Raw genomic sequence first — 16556 nt, 5'->3', positions numbered from 1 at the left:
TTCAGTTCAAGAGTGAAATTTGATCGCGTCGCACTGCTGCTGGGATACCCATTCTCTTTCATCCTCGGTTAAAGAGGCATCTGCTAACAAATCGGGCCGGTTCCGAAGGGTACTGAGGAGCGCTTGCTGCTTCCTCCACGTACGGATGGCTTTATGATTGCCAGAGATAAGAATTTCGGGAACCCTCAGGCCTCGATAGTCCGCTGGACGCGTATACTGCGGATACTCCAGAAGAGAGGATGAAAAAGACTCTTCCTCGAGGGAAGCAGGCTCACCCAACACCCCCGGAATCAGTCGTGCCGAGGCATCAATGATGACCTGCGCGGCCAATTCCCCCCCGGTGAGAATATAGTCTCCAATGGAGATCTCCTCGACCGGCAGTCCTTCTTTGACACGCGCATCGATCCCTTCGTAATGCCCACAAATAAAGACGAGGCTTCTTTCTTCCTTCGAGAAACGCTCGGCCATTCCTTGATCGAACAAAGCCCCCTGGGGTGAAGGCATAATGATCCGGATCTCCCCCCGTTCTTGCCGGACCTTTTCAACGGCTGAAAAAATCGGCTCCGGTTTCATGACCATTCCGGGGCCGCCGCCGTAAGGAACGTCATCGGTGGTCTGATGTTTATCGACGGCAAAATCCCGCAATTGGTGAACGCGGACATCCAAGTGTCCTCGCTCCTGTGCCCGCTTTAAAATGCTCTGATTTAAAGCGGGTTCTACCATTCCGGGAAAAAGTGTTATTATATCACACTTCATCAAAGTTCAAGCAATCCTTCTGGCGGACGGATGACCATCCGTTTTTTGGGAAGATCGATCTCACGAACGATGGAGAGCAACGCCGGAATGAGGTATTCTTTCTCGCCATGTCTAACCTGATAAACATCGTTGCTCCCGGTCTGCAGAATGCGCTCTACCGTTCCCAAAGGGGTTCCGTCCTCCAAAAAGACGTCAAGTCCCTCGATTTCAAAGTGGTAATAGCTTCCTTCCGGAAGCGGCATCCGCTCCTGATCCGGAATCAGGATGGAACCGCCGACCAGCGGTTCCACATCTTCGAGGGAGGCATGTCCCTTTAGACGAAGATAGACGAAAGGAGAAAGATAGCGGACAGACTCTATCTCAACCGGTTGTGATTCCCCCTCTTTTGTTTTGATGGTCACGTCTCGGCACTTCTCAAATCTTTCGGGGAAATCGGTCAATAGGGCGATCTTCAATTCCCCCCGGAGTCCGACCGGCTTAAGTATCGTTCCAATGGTAATAGACATATCCCTCAATACTGCTTATTCCAAGATCTCCAAAACACACCGCTTCCCTATTTTGGTCCCGGCGGCGTTGAGGATCGTTCGCATGGCTCTGGCAGTCCGTCCTTGTTTGCCGATGACCTTTCCCAAATCTTCTTGAGCTACCCGTAATTCGATGATCGTGGTCTTTTCCCCCTCGGTCTCCCTAACGGTCACATTCTCCGGTCGATCAACCAGCGACTTTGCGATGTATTCGATCAACTCTTTCATCGACACTACCTCCATAAGCGTTCTCAGGTGAGACGGGAATCTGCACCGGGAACAACTGCTTCAGCAAACAAGGTGGCGCTGCCCGTGAGACTATTTTGTGTTCGACTCTTTTACTTTTTTGAATAGCTGTGCTTTGGTAAATAAGCTGCGTACGGTTTCTGAAACCTCCGCACCTTTTTTTAACCATCCGATCGCTCTTTCCTCTTTGAGATTGACCCCGCCTTGATCGGAAAGGGGGTCGTATGTTCCGAGGATTTCAACAAACCGTCCATCTCTTGGTGACTGAGAATCGGTTACAATAATGCGGTAAAAAGGTCGCTTATGTCGTCCCATCCGTGTTAACCTAATCTTAACTGCCACACATCACCCCTTTTGTTAATAGGCTATTTGCCTTATGATTAAAATAACCAACCCTGCCCTTCCACAGCGGATTAGAAGCGCATCAACATCTTTCCCAAGCCCTTTCTTTTCCCGGAAAAAAGCTTGAGCATTTTTTTTGCCTCTTGGAACTTCTTCAGAAGTTTGTTGACCTCCTGAACGGATGTTCCGCTTCCTGTCGCAATGCGTTTCCGTCTGCTCCCATTGATTACATTTGGATCCTGCCGCTCACGAGGGGTCATTGAGCAAATGATCGCTTCAACATGACGCATCTCTTTGTCTATTTCCTCTTCGTTGGGCAACTCCTTCAACCCTTTTACGCCCGGGATCATCTCCAGTATTCTTTCCAGACTCCCCAGCTTCTTCAGCTGTTTCATCTGTTCTCGGAAATCTTCGAGCGTGAACTGCTCCGAGCGCAGTTTTTTCTGAAGGGTCTCTGCTTGTTCCTGTGAATAATTCTGCTCCGCGAGCTCGATCAAGGAGAGGACATCTCCCATGCCCAGAATACGAGAGGCCATCCGATCGGGATAAAAGGGTTCGAAGGCGTCGAGTTTCTCTCCGGTTCCAATGAACTTAATCGGCGCACCGGTCGCGGCGCGGATAGACAGAATCGCCCCTCCCCTGGCATCTCCTTCGGTTTTGGTGAGGATGATTCCGGTCAAACCGAGCTTCTTATGGAAGGTATCGGCCACATTCACGGCCGCTTGACCGGTCATCGAGTCGGCAATAAAGAGAATTTCGTTCGGAGTGACCGTCGCCTTAATCTGGGCCAGCTCTTCCATCAAAGGCTCATCAATCTGGAGGCGACCGGCCGTATCGATGATGACGAGATCGAATCCTTGGGTATCCCCCTGCTTCACCGCTCTGGAGATGACCTCCACAGGGCGCTTCTCGGTCTGGGGTACGGCAACCGGAACCTCGATTGTTTTTCCGAGGATTTGAAGCTGATCGATGGCGGCCGGCCGCTGGAGATCAGCCGCGACCAGCAGCACCCGCTTGCCTTGATTTTTATAGAGGCGGGCCAGCTTACCGGCGGTGGTCGTTTTGCCGGACCCTTGTAGACCGACCAACATGATCAGGGTCGGAGGGGCCGAGGAGAGGGGAATTCCGACCCCCTTTTCCCCCATTAGTTTTGACAGCTCTTCCCAAACAATTTTAACGATCTGCTGGCCGGGGGTCAGGCTCTCCAAGACCTCTTTGCCGACAGCCTTCGTCCGGATCGACTCGATAAACGACTTGACGATCTTGAAGTGAACATCGGCCTCCAGAAGGGCCAGGCGGACCTCTTTCAATGCCTCATCGATATTCTCTTCCGTTAAGAGCCCTTTTCCGCGGATATTTTTGAAGACGGAATCGAGCCTTTTTGTTAGATTTTCCAACATGATATATCTGTATCCCTCTGGACAAAAAAATTTTAGTTATTATAAAAGAGGATCGCCCGACAAGTCAAGGTAATAAGAACCGCTTGATCTGATCGACCACGTAGCTTTTTTGATCGATCGTCAACTCCGGATAGATCGGAAGCGCAATCGTTTCAGCCGCGGCCCGCTCCGACTCTGGAAAGCTCCCCTTCGAATAACCCAAATACTTAAAGCATTCCTGGAGATGAAGCGGAACCGGGTAATAGACTTCTGTCCCGATCTCCTTCTCCTTCAGATAACCGATTAATTTATCGCGCTGAGGGAGCCGGACAATATATTGATTATAGATCGACTTATTCTGAGATTCAACATAGGGGAGGCCGATACCGTTGAGCTTACCGAGTTCCTGGTTGTAGAATTCGGCATTCTCGCGCCGCTTCCGGCTCCATTCTTCCAAATGAGGAAGTTTGACCGAGAGGACCGCCGCCTGAAGAGAGTCGAGCCGGCTGTTGCAGCCGATGACCTGATGGTAATATTTCGGTTGGCTGCCATGCACCCTTAAAATTTTGAGTTTTTCCGCCAACTGCTCGTCTTGTGTCAGCACCATTCCCCCATCGCCCGCCCCGCCCAGGTTTTTTGATGGAAAGAAAGAGAGACAACCGAGGTTTCCGATCGAACCGGCCTGCCTCCCTTTGTAGGTGGCTCCGATTGATTGAGCCGCGTCTTCGATTACCGGCAGATGATGGCGTTGGGCAATTTCTAAGATCGGATCCATATCGGCACATTGGCCATAGAGGTGAACGGGAAGGATGGCCTTGGTCCGTGCGGTGATTTTCTCCTCAATTTTTCCTGGATCAATATTATAGGTTTTCCGATCGATATCGACAAAAACAGGCTGGGCTTGCAGCCTTGCGATTGAACCGGCCGTGGCAAAAAAAGTATAAGGAGTGGTGATGACTTCATCTCCCGGGCTGATCTCGATTGCCATCAATGCCAACAGCAATGCATCGGATCCCGAAGCGACACCGATGGCACGCCGAACGCTGCAATAGGCGGCGATCTCTTTCTCCAGCTTTGAGACAGCGGGTCCGAGGATGAATTGCTGACTCTCAAAGACCTCGGTGACGGCTGTCTGAATTTCGGATCGAATGGTCTGATGTTGCGCAACTAAATCCAGCAAAGGAACACGCATCTTCGTTTACCTTTCATCTTAGGGTCTGTCGATAAACCTGGAAAAGGCTTCCGGCACGCAGAGGTGAATTCTGAGCGGTGCCGTAAGCTGATTTTAAAGAGGAGGACCGATAAGGTTCGTCCGCTGCGGGACGGGCCTTAGTTTGTGCCGACGAGCTTTAGGTCGGCAATGACTTCCTTGATCATTTCTTCATCGATCTTTTCTTTTTTTCGGAGAAATCCCTCGAGAAGGGCATTATCGCAAATGCTGTTGATCAAACGAGGAATCCCCTCCGAGTATTGGTGAATGGTGGTGAAGGAGCCTTTTGTAAAGAGGTCTCTTTTCGCGCCGGCCACGTCCAACCGGTAGCGAATGTATTCTTCTGTTGCTTTTTCTGTAAACGACTGGAGCTCATAGCGAACGCCGATTCGCTGCTGAAGCGGCTTGTCCAACGCCAGATAGGTATCGAGATCGGTCAACCCGAAAAAAATGAAGGTAATTAACTTCTGACCATCCAGTTCGATGTTGAGAATTCCTCTAAATTCTTCCATCACCTCCCGGCGCTGCAGCATCTGCGCTTCATCAATGAGCACCACCGCTTTTTTCCCGGTATCGTAAATTTCAACCAGTCGATTATAAAGCTGACTGAGCAGTTCGGTCTTGTCATCCAAAGGGTTTTGCACTCCCAGCTGAACGGCAATTCTTCTCAGGAGCCATTCGGAGGTGATTGAAGTATGAATCACAACCAAAAGAGCCGATTCGAATTGGGATTCGTCGAGTTCATCGAGCAGCCGGCGCGCCAGCGTGGTTTTGCCCGTTCCAATTCCTCCGACCAAAACGGCGAGCCCTTTTCGCTCTTCCGCCGCATATTTTAGTTTTACCAGCGCATGCGCGTGCTGATTGCTATTAAAATAAAAGCGATTATCGACCGAGATCGAAAAAGGCTGCTCCTTCAAGTTGTAGAATTCCAAATAGCTCATAGGCGATTATAAATAGGAGATCCGATTCTTTTTCTTGGTGGTTTTCCCGCGATTGGGATTGACCGGTTCCTGAACGGATGGTGCAACTGGGTCTGCCGGAGGTTCCGGCTGGAACCGTCTTTTGGTGGAGACATCTCGAAAATCAGGGTCAAGAAGGTAGAGTTCCTCGTAGAGCACTTTCGATTGCGCATAAAGTCCTTGTAGGTCAAAGAGTCCTGCCAATTCATACTTGAGGGCCAGCAGGTTGTCTTTTTTACACCTTGAATCTTGCAGCGCGTTCTGAAGGATCTCGATGGCGGGTTCGATCATTCCGTTTTCTTTGTAACAACTGGCCAACATGCTCGATGCATCTTGAAACCGATGATCCCCCTGAAACGCCAGCTCAAACTCCTTGATCGCCTCGGGGATTAATCCCATCTCCTTGTAAGCGATCCCGAGATTATAGTGGGTCTCAATCTCCTGCTCGTCATGGTCTTTTTGAACCTCATGGTGTAGATCTTTCACCACGTCATGTAAACCGGTGAGGCTGATATCCAGCATCTCATCCAAATCGAGTTCCTCTTTAAGTTCCTCTCCGAAGATCGATTTCAGATCGATATATTCGCCTTTGTCTTCTTCGGAAGCGGCAGGTTCTATCGCTTCCTCAGCGCTGTTGCTGTCGGGCTCTTCAGATAATAGATCCTGTAGGCTTTCCTCGATTCCTTGTTCGAGGCCTTCGAAGGAAACCTCCCCTCCCGCTTCTTGGCCCAGCGTTTCTATCGGCGCTGCGGGTTCCGGATCAGGATCCTTGACGCGTTGTTGAATATTCAGGAGCATCAAACGTGCTTCAGCGCAGCCGGGGTCGGCCTTCAATATCTGCCACAAAATAGCTTTGGCGCCGTTTGGATCGCCGTTTTTCAAGCATGCTTCAGCTTCGAGTAATTCGGTTCGGAGGGCATCCACCGGAGACGCCGCCTCTTCCTCGACCGCCTCCCCTTCCGAAGCTGCAGGTATTCCTTGAATATCGGAAGCATCGGACAACTCTGTGCCGGCTTCCAGCAGTTCATCTAGAGGGGCTGAGAGTATATCCGCCGGTATCTCCTGTAATGCAACGGCTTCCTCCATCGGTTCGGCATCTTCCTTGATCTCTTGAAGCGCATCCTGTTGATCGTGTCGATTCGGATCGATCAGTTTAAGTTCGGCGAGGATGCTACTCCTTTTCTCTTCCTCTCCGTTTTTCTCGTAAAGGTCGGCGAGGAAGAGACACGCTTCCGCCGCTTCCTGGCGCATTCCTTCTTTTAGGTACAGCTCTTTCAACTGCAGGTGCGGTTCTTCCCTTGAAGGGGCCATCCCGGAGAGAAGTTTTAATTGTTCGATCGCTTTGCTGCTGAGACCATATTTAATATAAACTTCGGCTTCCGTGAGGTGGCTTTGGAAGGCACTGTCGGAGAGCGCTGCAACCGGTTCCGGTTGAGGCGCTTGGCTGGCTTCTCTCTGAGACGGAATGGAATCTGAAAAGATTGCCTCTCCCGTCCCTGTGTTGTCGTCGGAGCCCTCGGAGATCGCCTCCGTTTCGGGTAGAAGCGGCTCTTCCGCGATCGGTACTGGAGCGGCTTCCGCTGACTCCTGAACAGACGGGATGCTTTTTTCCACCGGCGGCTCGAAGATCTCCCGCCATTGACTCACTTCTGAAATGCCGGGTAGGTGTGATTTGACCTCTTGATAATATGTTTGCGCCTCGGTCAACGAACCTTGTTTATATAATAAAGAGAGAATCGTTGAATAGGATGCAATCGCTTCCGTCTCCTTACCCGACTTTTCGAAGCTCTCGGCCAGGAGCTTATGAATAGATACCTGCTCGGGATCTTCTTCAAGGTAGCGCTGAATCAGGGGCCAACTCTCCGAAACCATCGAATGCATCTCGGCCAAGCCCACCGCCTCTTGAAGAATAGAGCGTGCCTCAGGGAGTGCGCCCCGGCCGATGAAGGACAGAACCCATCTTGATAAGAAGGCAAATGCCTCCCGCGGATCTTCTCGAAGCTCGGCTAAAAGCAACTCAGCCGTCGGCCAATCTCCAGCTTCTAAAGATTGCTCCATCCTCAATGCCAAAGGGACCGGCGCCGGCTCAGAGGGCTCGGTCTCCGGCCCTTGGACTTTCTCGGCTGAAGTGGGCGTTTCTGCAATCGCCGCTTCCTGAGCGGAGGGTTCTTCTTTGGCAGGTGGGACTTCTTCTTGTCGAGCCAGCGCTGCGGCTGCAGCTACCTCGGGGGCCAAGGAAGTGTCAAGCTTGAGGACTTCATCGATGACTTGTTGCGCTTCGGTGGTCATCTGCTGGTCTTTAAAGATGGCCAACACCTTTCCATATTCTTCAATGGCCTCTTTTGCGAGCCCCCATTTTTGACAGACCTCCGCAAGCTTTTGGCGGACGGCAAAATTCTTCGGATCGAGGTTGGCTAATTTCCGATAGACGGCGACAGAAGCGTGCAGGTCTCCCTGTTTGGCATGATGTTTCGCGACGCGCGTATAATCTTCAACGGCGTTAGCGACCAGTCCCCTTTCGGCATGGACATCGGCCAACTTTTCATAAACATCTATTCTGGAGGGGTCTATTTTTAGGATCTTTTTGAAGACGGCGATGCTCTTTAAATCAAACCCGGCGCCTCTGAAGGCGTCGGCCGCTTTTAGATAGGCATCGATCGCCTCTTTGGTATGAGAGGCCTTTAGGTGAAGATCGCCGATTGTGTTATAGATATTGCCGTCATTAGGGGTTTCTGCGATGAGTTTTTGCCATTCCTCAATAGCCTTGTCGATCTGCCCTTTTGCAGTCAATTTTTGGGCGCGTTCGATAATAGAACTCTTATCGGAAGACAAGGATTTCCCTCTCTAGATTCGTATTAAGGAGATATCATAGAACCCCCAAAGTGTCAAGAAAACCAAATAAAAAAGCCTGTGGCTTATTGTCATAAACCAGCAGGCTTTTTATTTATTTTTGGTCTGTGCTAATCCTATTTCGCCGGTGCTGCCGGAGGCGTCTGACCGGGTGCCCCGCCTGGTGCGGGAGGAGGTGTCGAGCCAGGCGCAGGCGTCTCAGCGGGAGGCGTCACCGGCTTCGGTGCCTCGGCGGGTGTTTGAGGTTTTTGTTCCTCTTTGGGTCGGTCATAGCAGCCGGTCAATCCGGCGGCAATCAATAAAACAGCGAACAGTTTCGTCCAGTTCTTCATCTTAATACCCCTTTCGTATTCTAAATACGATCAACAGATCGAAGATGATCTTGTGATTGTGAATGTGAATGAGATTCCCAGTCGAATTTGGGCGTTTGCTTGTAACACAAACCACCCCCCCTGTCAAGCGTGAGACAGGATGTTTACAATGGTCGAGAACCTATGTATAGTGTGGTCGTATGGTCCGTATTCTTGATCGCTATATTATCAAAGAGCTGATCGTCCCCTTTGTTTTCGGCATTTCTATCTTAACATTTTTAATTCTGATTCATCAACTCCTGAGGTTGATGGAGCTTGTTATCGACAAAGGGGTCGATATCGTCAGTGTCGGACAAATTTTTCTCTCCCTCCTCCCCTCTTTTTTCCTCCTTACAATCCCCATGGCGGCGCTGCTCGCTTCCATCATGACCTTCAATCGGCTCTCTTATGACAATGAGATCATCGCATTAAAGTCAGTCGGCGTCGGGTTTTATCGACTGATTCGACCTGTGCTTTTCTTCTCGGTCGCCGCCGCGCTTTTGACCTTATATATGGGAAGCATCGCCCAACCTTGGGGTGGCGGATCATTTAACTCCTTGGCGATGCGCATTCTTAAAAAAAGAGCGAGCGTCGGCATAGAAGAGGGGAAGTTCAACGGGACATTTTCAAACCTCGTTCTCTACGTCGAGTCGATGCCGACCTTCAGCGAAATGAACGGGGTCTTTATTTACGATCAAAGAGATCCGGAATCTCCCAAAATCATCATCGCAAAAAAAGGGGTTCTCACCAATGATCCGGCCAGCAATGCGATCGAATTTCGCCTCTTGGATGGAAGCTTGCATCTGAAGAGCAAGGACGGCTCGGACTATCAACGGATGACCTTTGGGACGTATGATTTGAGGCTCGATTTCGGATCGATGGTCCAGGGTCCGGCAAACCTCGATACCCCCTCTTATCAGGAGCTCAAGCAGAGAATCGACGCTTCCGGAGGAAAGGATCTTCGCGCGCTGCGGCTCCTCTCTGAATTTTATAAAAACTTTTCGTTTTCCCTTGCTTCCTTCATCTTCGGAATTATCGGTGTTCCGCTCGGCATGATCTCCGGAAGAACGGGACGGCTCGGAGGTTTTACCGTCGGCATCGGGCTGATCACCCTCTATTATCTTTTAAACACCCTGGGAGACTATCTTATTACGATTCAGATCGCACCGCCGTTGATGGCGGTCGGTGTTCCCCATCTGGTCCTTATCCCCCTGACGCTCTATCTGATGAGAATGATGGCGCAAGAGTCCTACCCCCGGCTGCTTCAGCTCGGCAACAAGAGGCCCTGACCAATGTCGATCATTTCTCGATATATTCTTAAGGAATATCTTAAAATCTTCGCGATGGTTGTGGCCATTCTCTCGGTGGTCTATCTCACAATCGATTTCTTGGAAAAGATACGAAAATTTGCGGAAGCGAATGCTGAAGTGCTCCTGGTGATGCAATATTTTCTCTATCGCCTTCCGAGGATTATCTTCGACATCGCTCCGCTCGCCGTTCTCATCTCGACCCTTCTGACACTCGGTCTTTTCTCGAAGAACAATGAGATCATTGCCATGAAGAGCTCGGGGATCAGCGTGCTGAGGCTGACGATGCCCCTCGTTCTCTTCGGCCTCTTTCTCAGCGGACTGCTCTTCGTCTTAAACGGCTCCTTGGTTCCCTCCACCCACAAGAAGGCCAAGACGATCCAGGAGGTGAAGATTGAAAAGAGAAACCAGGAAGGAAACCTCGTTCAAAATAAAATCTGGCTTCGCCCCGACAGCCGGACGATCTTCAATATCGAGTTAGTTGAGCCGGATAAGCAGACGATGCGCGGGGTCGACATCTATTATCTTGGGAATGATTTCTCTCTTCCGGAGATGATCGAGGCGGAAGAACTCAGCTATAGGGAGGGACATTGGCAGCTGTCGAAGGGAATTCATCGGACCTTTCGTGCAGACGGAACGGTGGAGATCGAGCGGTTCGATGAAAAGATCATTCCGTTGAATAAAAAACCGCAAGACTTTCGACAAGCCGCCGTCATTCCGGAAGAAATGACCTACGGCCGCCTTGAATCCTATATCAATCGCCTCTCCCGAGACGGACTGGACGCCACCCGTTACCGGGTCGATCTGCTCGGGCGACAGGCATTTCCTTTTGTCAATTTGATGATGGTTCTTCTCGGGATTCCCTTTGCGCTCTATGATCGGAGGAGCGCCGGCGTGGCGCGGGGAGCGGCGATCAGCCTTGCCCTGGCGCTCGCCTACTGGCTCGTTTTCTCGATCACTATTTCGCTCGGCCACACTGATGTACTTCCCCCCTGGCTGGCGGCCTGGGGCGCCAACCTTCTTTTCCTCGGGGTCGGCAGCTACCTTCTTCTGAATATCAAACAGTAGCGCTCACTTCAACAGCTGAATCTTCCCGAAAATACCGTCGTAACCGGGGATCTTTATCACCTCTCCCGCCCGCATCCGGAGGATTCCTTTTAAAATGTCGGGGGGAACAAAGGTCGCAAGTTCCTCCGGCGGGGCGTCGCGCAGGATTCGGAATTCATTTTTGCCCGCCGCAATCAGACGGTCGTAGGTTTGCGTCACCCCTTTTGCCTCCACCCGTCGTCCCATTGCCTCCGCGATAATTTCAATTAATGGAACAAGATAGCGCGCCGGGATTCTCGGCGGTGGCAGACCTTGTTCGGGCCGGTCGGCCAGATCCTCCACTCGGTGCATTACGCCGATCGTTAACCGCTTTCCGCAGACGGGGCATCTTCTTTTCAGCCGTTCCGTCTCCTCCGGCGGAAGGGACACGCCGCAGCCGCGGTGGCCATCGTAGTGATACTTCCCCTCTTCCGGATAGAACTCAATCGTGTAGAGAAATCGGTTCGGATCCTGGCTTTTAATCGCAGCGCGGAGGGCAGACAGGTCGGCCTCCGCTTCGAGGACGTTCGCCTCCCGTCCCAATTTCGGAAGAGAGTGTGCATCGGAATTCGAGATTAGGGGGAGGTGGTCGAGCGCCGAGACCCGCCGGTTCATCGCTGGATCGGAGGAGAGGCCGGTCTCGACCGCATCGATCGCGGTCACGTTTTTGCCGAGCGCCTCTTCCAGAGAATCGAAACCGGAGAAGGCCCCGAAGAGCGAAAACCAAGGGGACCAGATGTGCGCCGGGATCAACCAGCACCCCTCCGAGATGCCGCGAACCAGGTCGATACAGTCGGTCAGCGACAAAAAGAGCTTCGGGCGGCCATCTTCCGCCAGATCGCCGTAACGCTGAACCGCCGCATTGATTCGATCGACTATGTCAAAAGAAGGGGCGACGATGATCAGATGAATTTTGCGCCATTGATCGTCCTGTTTAAAGAAGAGCCCCATCTCAGACGATAAGACGAACCGGACGAAAGGCGATGCATCGGAATCGCGCGGGGTTGATTTGAGCCGGAGCAGTCCCGGCTCCGCCGGCTCCATGATTTCCTTCAACCGGGCGAGATAAATCGGGTGGGTGAAGTCGCCGGTGCCGAGGAGGTTGAGCCCTTTCTTCGCCCCCCACGCGGCCAGGTGCTCCGGCTCCATCAGGGGGCTGCATCCGCCGCTGTATTTGGAATGAAGGTGAAAGTCAGCGATCCATCTCATCGTTGCTCATCGTTGCTCATCGTTGCTCATAGGCGCTCATGGTTGCTCATAATTGCCTATGATTGCTCATCGTCCATCGCCATCTGGTTTCAGAGTAGCATCTTTGCGAAACCAGGTTCAATCCGCGCTCCTTCGCTTCCCGTTGATGCTCAGCATGCCGAAGAGGCTAAACGTAGCCGACCTTGACGCTTCAGAGTCGATCCGATCATAATGAGACAACACCCGCATTCAGATGAGGTGATCCGATGGAGAGCGCCCTTTCCCGGTTGCGACGGCTACAACATGAGTTAAACGATCTTTTCAGAAGAACCTTTGGCCCCGACCCGTTCGGGGTTGATTTCGATACGGAGCGATGGGAACGGTGGATGCCCCCGGCCGATCTTTATCGGCAAGGGGATGAGTGGATCGCCCGGATCGACCTGCCGGAGGTGAATCCGGAGGAGGTGACGCTGTCAATCATCGACAATCATCTCGTGATTCAAGGAGAGAGAAAACCGCCGGGGGAATACAAAATAGACGAGGCCCTTTTGCAGGAGTGTTCCTATGGTCCCTTCGAGCGGGTCATCACCCTCCCTTCCCCGCCCCCGGAGGATCGGCTCCGAACACATTATCACCAGGGGGTTCTCTATGTGACCCTCCCCGCGCCGGAGGCGGGCGGTAAGCGGATCGACATTCAATCCGACGAGCCGTCCGATCGGAGATCGAGAGCGGCTTAACCGATGCGCCCTCTCACTCTGACCTCAGTCCTCTGATAAACGACTCTCCTCTGGTCTGCGTCCCGATTTAATCGAACCGATCCCTTTTGAGTGATGTCCCTTATTATAGCCGGGATGTTGTGTCGAGTTTGCCCTTCGGCTCTTTTCTGAAACCAACGCATCTATATACCCACCGTCTAAAATCGACTCGGCTCTAAAAATATTATTGACATGGTTTAAATTTAGAGTTATTCTAATCTCTATCCTAGATGGACGGTCCATACCCGATATTGCAGGGGGTATGCCATGAAGCATGAAAGGATGGAGACGAAGGTCCGCGTGTAATCAGCAGCAAAAAATTTTACCCCGTATTTATATAAACTCTAAAAGTAGAATTACTATAATAATGGGAGGAAAAACCATGAGCGAAGAACGTAAAAAGTTGACGACGGAAGTCGGCGCGCCGGTGGCCGACAACCAAAATTCTCAAACGGCCGGCCCGGACGGCCCGATGCTCCTTCAAGATCATCATCTGATCGAAAAACTCGCCCGGTTCGACCGCGAGCGCATCCCGGAGCGTGTTGTTCATGCAAAGGGCTCGGGCGCTTACGGCTATTTTGAAGTGACGAGAGAGGTGACCCCATGGACCAAAGCGAAGTTCCTCAACCAAATCGGCAAGCGAACCGAGGTGTTTGTCCGGTTCTCCACCGTCGCAGGAGAGCTCGGCTCGGCCGACACGGTGCGCGACCCGCGCGGCTTTGCCATGAAGTTCTACACCGAAGAGGGGAACTACGATCTCGTCGGCAACAACACCCCCGTCTTCTTCCTCCGCGATCCGCTCAAATTCCCCGACTTCATCCACTCGCAAAAGCGCGATCCCTACACCCACGTCCAGGAGCCGGACAATGTCTGGGACTTCTTCTCCCACGCTCCGGAGGCGACCCACCAGTTTACCTGGCTCTTCGGCGATCGCGGCATTCCGGCGAGCTATCGGCAAATGGACGGTTTCGGCTCACATACCTTTCAGTGGGTCAACGCCGCCGGGGAGGCGTTCTGGGTGAAGTATCATTTCAAAACCGACCAGGGAATCCAGTGCTTGATAGCTGAAGAGGCGGCACGGATCGCCGGGGAGAATCCCAACCATCATCATTTGGACCTGCTTCGCTCGATCGACGAAGGGGCGTTTCCTTCCTGGACGTTGAAGATGCAGATCATGCCGGCGGCGGATGCATCGACCTATCGGTTCAATCCGTTCGACCTCACCAAGGTGTGGCACTATGATGACTATCCGCTGATCGAGGTCGGCCGGCTCGTCTTGAATCGCAACCCGGAGAATTACTTCGCGGAGGTGGAGCAGGCCGCGTTTAACCCCGGCCACTTTGTTCCCGGCATCGGTCCGTCCCCCGACAAGATGTTGCAGGGAAGGCTCTTCGCCTATGGCGACGCCCACCGCTACCGTCTCGGCATCAATCACACGTCGCTCCCGGTCAACCGGCCGCATGCCGCCGAGGTGAATCATTACGGCCGCGACGGTGTAATGCGCTCCGACGGCAACGGCGGACGGGCCAAGAACTACGAGCCGAACAGCGACAACGGACCGGTTCAAACGAATGACCGGCCCGATGCGCCGCTGGCGGTGCACGGTGTGACCGGCGCGCAGAAAGCGACGCGTCATGCCGAAGATAACGACTTCGTCCAGGCGGGAGACCTTTATCGATTGATTCCTGCCGAGTCGAAGAAGCGGCTCGTCGAGACGATCGCGTCGAGCTTGGGACGGGTGAGCCGGGAGGATGTGATCGAGCGCGCCATCGGATATTTCCGGAGCGCCGACGTGGAGTATGGCGAGCAGGTTGAGAAGGGGGTTGAAGCGGTCCGTCGGGGCGCCGCCCAACCGGCGCCTCATCCCGGCAAAAGAGCATTCTAAATAACCTTTGGATTGTCACGATAAAAAAGGGGCAGGCTGCTTCGAGGGTCTGCCCCTCTTTTATCCCCGTGCCGGCGGGCAATCAGCGCCCGGCTTTGCTCTGAATCGAACCGCGAAATTGTGATATCATCGGCCCAGTCGTCTGGTTTTTATCGGTAAAGGGAAAGATGTCATCGTTTGAACGAAAACAGGGCTTGTCCCTGCCCCGGTCCGCACGCGCTCATGAGCGATCCCGGAGCGACTCCGCTTCCCTCAGTCGCCCCGTGGATTCGATTCATCAATTGCATCGGACGATCGGGAATCGAGCGGTGACGCGGCTCTTTCAAACAGAAACGGCCGACCGCCATTCCACCCCGATCCCCCCTGCCTACGAGATGCCGGCCGCCCCGAGAAGCGCCGATGCCTTTGCAATAAGATTCTCGAAAGCGCCTCAGCCGAGCCCGCCCAAAGGAGCGGCTCATACGGCGCCCGCTCGGCCTCAGCCGGGGGTGGCCGATCTTTATATTACGGTGAGGGCGCCGTCCCAATTCACCGAGGAAGAGCTCTTCACCCTGCATCCGCTGGAAGGACCCTCCTCCGGAATCAGCTTTCAGTTTGCCCGTCCCGCTACCTTCTTTCAGGATGAACATGTTCTCGGCGTGCTTCGGTGGAAATCGGCCGGCTCAAAGGCACCGGGTGCTTTTTCGGGAGAAGAGGCGGTCCCCTACAAAAATCACTGGTCGGGGCAGACGGTAGAGCGGACCGATCTTCCGGGGCACCCGTTCTTGCTCGATCAGTCGGACACCCATCTCTATGGCCTCGCCTCCCTTCCCGGAAGAGCGTGCGAGGAGGCGGCCAAGAAAAATGATCGGCCGTTTGATCGGACGAAAGACGATTGGGATTTCGAGGAGCATGGCAAGTTTATCGACACCGTCACCTTCTCCGATAAAGAGATCAAGCGCGTTTACTACTATGATTTCCAATGTCTGAAAAGAGGATCGAAGATCAACGCGAAGGTCGATTATTCAAACGTCGACCGGATTGAAAGGGTTTAGCGCAGCCTCTCAAAAATGGAAATCGATACCCCACAGATCACGGGTGATCGCTTCGAGATAGAACATGGTCCGATCGGCCTCAAGCTTCACGCTCTTCTCGACACCGTTTATGTGACCGCCGGGTTTTTAGCCCCGTGGGTTCTCGGTTACAGCCATCTGCCATTGATGAGGAGGAATTGAATGAAACATAAACATCTTCGATTCGGCCAAGGATTCCGCGTTGCCCTCGGCAACCGCCAATCTCAGGCAGCCGAAATGGTCCTCGCTCCTGGGGATTCGGAGGGAGATTCGGACAATCTCCATCGTGGCAGTGATCAGTGGCTGTATGTGGTCCCCGGCGCGGGCGTGGCGATCGTCAAAGGCAAGCGCTGTCCGCTGCGTGAAGGGACGCTGCTCCTGATTGAACGTAAAGACAAACATGAGATCCGGAACACCGGCCGTGCGCCGTTGCGAACGCTGAATATCTACGTCCCGACTGCTTACACCAAGAACGGCAATCCCTTGCCGCGCGGTCAGCGATGCGCCTCGACCTCATTATCAAAGCTTGAATCTCAAGGTCCCGCCAGCGTAGACTGAAAGCAGTTGTTCCCGCGGCGGTGGGCCGTATCTCACCCAACCATCAACGCTAAATATCAATTCCGCAATAAATCTGCTTTATTCCTAACGATGAGAGAATGTCATGAAG

The 16556-nt window shown here is 52.9% G+C and carries 15 protein-coding genes; 6 read left to right on the top strand and 9 right to left on the bottom strand.

Annotation, left to right across the window (positions count from 1 at the left end):
• Positions 1-6: 6 nt before the first annotated feature.
• The 8 genes from trmD to HY282_05995 all read right to left on the bottom strand — a co-directional run bounded on the left by trmD (position 7) and on the right by HY282_05995 (position 8248).
• A complete protein-coding gene (trmD, locus tag HY282_06030; GenBank protein MBI3803304.1) occupies positions 7-756 on the bottom strand; it encodes a tRNA (guanosine(37)-N1)-methyltransferase TrmD in 750 nt (249 codons plus the stop codon).
• The gene (gene rimM, locus HY282_06025; GenBank protein MBI3803303.1) at positions 756-1262 is read right to left on the bottom strand and encodes a 16S rRNA processing protein RimM; all 507 of its coding nucleotides are present in this window, start codon (positions 1260-1262) and stop codon (positions 756-758) included. Before rimM ends, trmD begins: the two co-directional genes overlap by 1 nt.
• Before the next feature lie 15 nt (positions 1263-1277).
• A complete protein-coding gene (locus tag HY282_06020) occupies positions 1278-1508 on the bottom strand; it encodes a KH domain-containing protein (GenBank protein ID MBI3803302.1) in 231 nt (76 codons plus the stop codon).
• Between the two features lie 90 nt (positions 1509-1598).
• Positions 1599-1868, bottom strand: coding sequence for a 30S ribosomal protein S16 (rpsP, locus tag HY282_06015; protein MBI3803301.1), 270 nt, complete (start codon positions 1866-1868; stop codon positions 1599-1601).
• A 71-nt stretch (positions 1869-1939) separates the two neighbouring features.
• On the bottom strand, positions 1940-3268 hold the full coding sequence (ffh, locus tag HY282_06010; protein MBI3803300.1) for a signal recognition particle protein: 1329 nt from the start codon (positions 3266-3268) through the stop codon (positions 1940-1942).
• A 64-nt stretch (positions 3269-3332) separates the two neighbouring features.
• Complete coding sequence (locus HY282_06005) at positions 3333-4439, bottom strand: DegT/DnrJ/EryC1/StrS family aminotransferase (GenBank protein ID MBI3803299.1); 1107 nt, start codon at positions 4437-4439, stop codon at positions 3333-3335.
• A 137-nt stretch (positions 4440-4576) separates the two neighbouring features.
• Entirely contained in the window at positions 4577-5398 is an 822-nt protein-coding gene (locus tag HY282_06000; GenBank protein ID MBI3803298.1) for an AAA family ATPase, read from the bottom strand.
• A 6-nt stretch (positions 5399-5404) separates the two neighbouring features.
• A complete protein-coding gene (locus tag HY282_05995; GenBank protein ID MBI3803297.1) occupies positions 5405-8248 on the bottom strand; it encodes a tetratricopeptide repeat protein in 2844 nt (947 codons plus the stop codon).
• A 529-nt stretch (positions 8249-8777) separates the two neighbouring features.
• On the opposite strand from HY282_05995, the gene HY282_05990 reads away from it, so the two are divergent.
• Together HY282_05990 and lptG are read left to right on the top strand one after the other, a co-directional pair.
• Entirely contained in the window at positions 8778-9905 is a 1128-nt protein-coding gene (locus HY282_05990; protein ID MBI3803296.1) for an LptF/LptG family permease, read from the top strand.
• Positions 9906-9908: 3 nt separating this feature from the next.
• Positions 9909-10991, top strand: a complete 1083-nt coding sequence (gene lptG, locus HY282_05985; GenBank protein MBI3803295.1) for an LPS export ABC transporter permease LptG — start codon at positions 9909-9911, stop codon at positions 10989-10991.
• 3 nt (positions 10992-10994) lie between these two features.
• Here the strand turns inward: lptG and HY282_05980 are convergent, their stop codons facing one another.
• Positions 10995-12218: a DNA helicase UvrD gene (locus tag HY282_05980; protein ID MBI3803294.1), complete on the bottom strand. Its 1224-nt coding sequence runs from the start codon at positions 12216-12218 to the stop codon at positions 10995-10997.
• 245 nt (positions 12219-12463) lie between these two features.
• On the opposite strand from HY282_05980, the gene HY282_05975 reads away from it, so the two are divergent.
• The 4 genes from HY282_05975 (at position 12464) to HY282_05960 (ending at position 16447) form a co-directional block, all read left to right on the top strand.
• On the top strand, positions 12464-12934 hold the full coding sequence (locus HY282_05975; GenBank protein MBI3803293.1) for an Hsp20/alpha crystallin family protein: 471 nt from the start codon (positions 12464-12466) through the stop codon (positions 12932-12934).
• Positions 12935-13334: 400 nt separating this feature from the next.
• Positions 13335-14837 (top strand): catalase, encoded by a 1503-nt coding sequence (locus HY282_05970; GenBank protein ID MBI3803292.1) that lies wholly within the window; start codon positions 13335-13337, stop codon positions 14835-14837.
• A gap of 281 nt (positions 14838-15118) precedes the next feature.
• A complete protein-coding gene (locus HY282_05965) occupies positions 15119-15871 on the top strand; it encodes a hypothetical protein (GenBank protein ID MBI3803291.1) in 753 nt (250 codons plus the stop codon).
• A gap of 180 nt (positions 15872-16051) precedes the next feature.
• Positions 16052-16447, top strand: coding sequence for a cupin domain-containing protein (locus HY282_05960; GenBank protein ID MBI3803290.1), 396 nt, complete (start codon positions 16052-16054; stop codon positions 16445-16447).
• Positions 16448-16556: the final 109 nt, after the last annotated feature.

The sequence above is a fragment of the Candidatus Manganitrophaceae bacterium genome, assembly GCA_016200325.1.
Classification (GTDB): domain Bacteria; phylum Nitrospirota; class Nitrospiria; order SBBL01; family Manganitrophaceae; genus Manganitrophus.
Note: the sequence above shows the minus strand (reverse complement) of the source record. Positions and strands in the feature narration are given on the sequence as shown.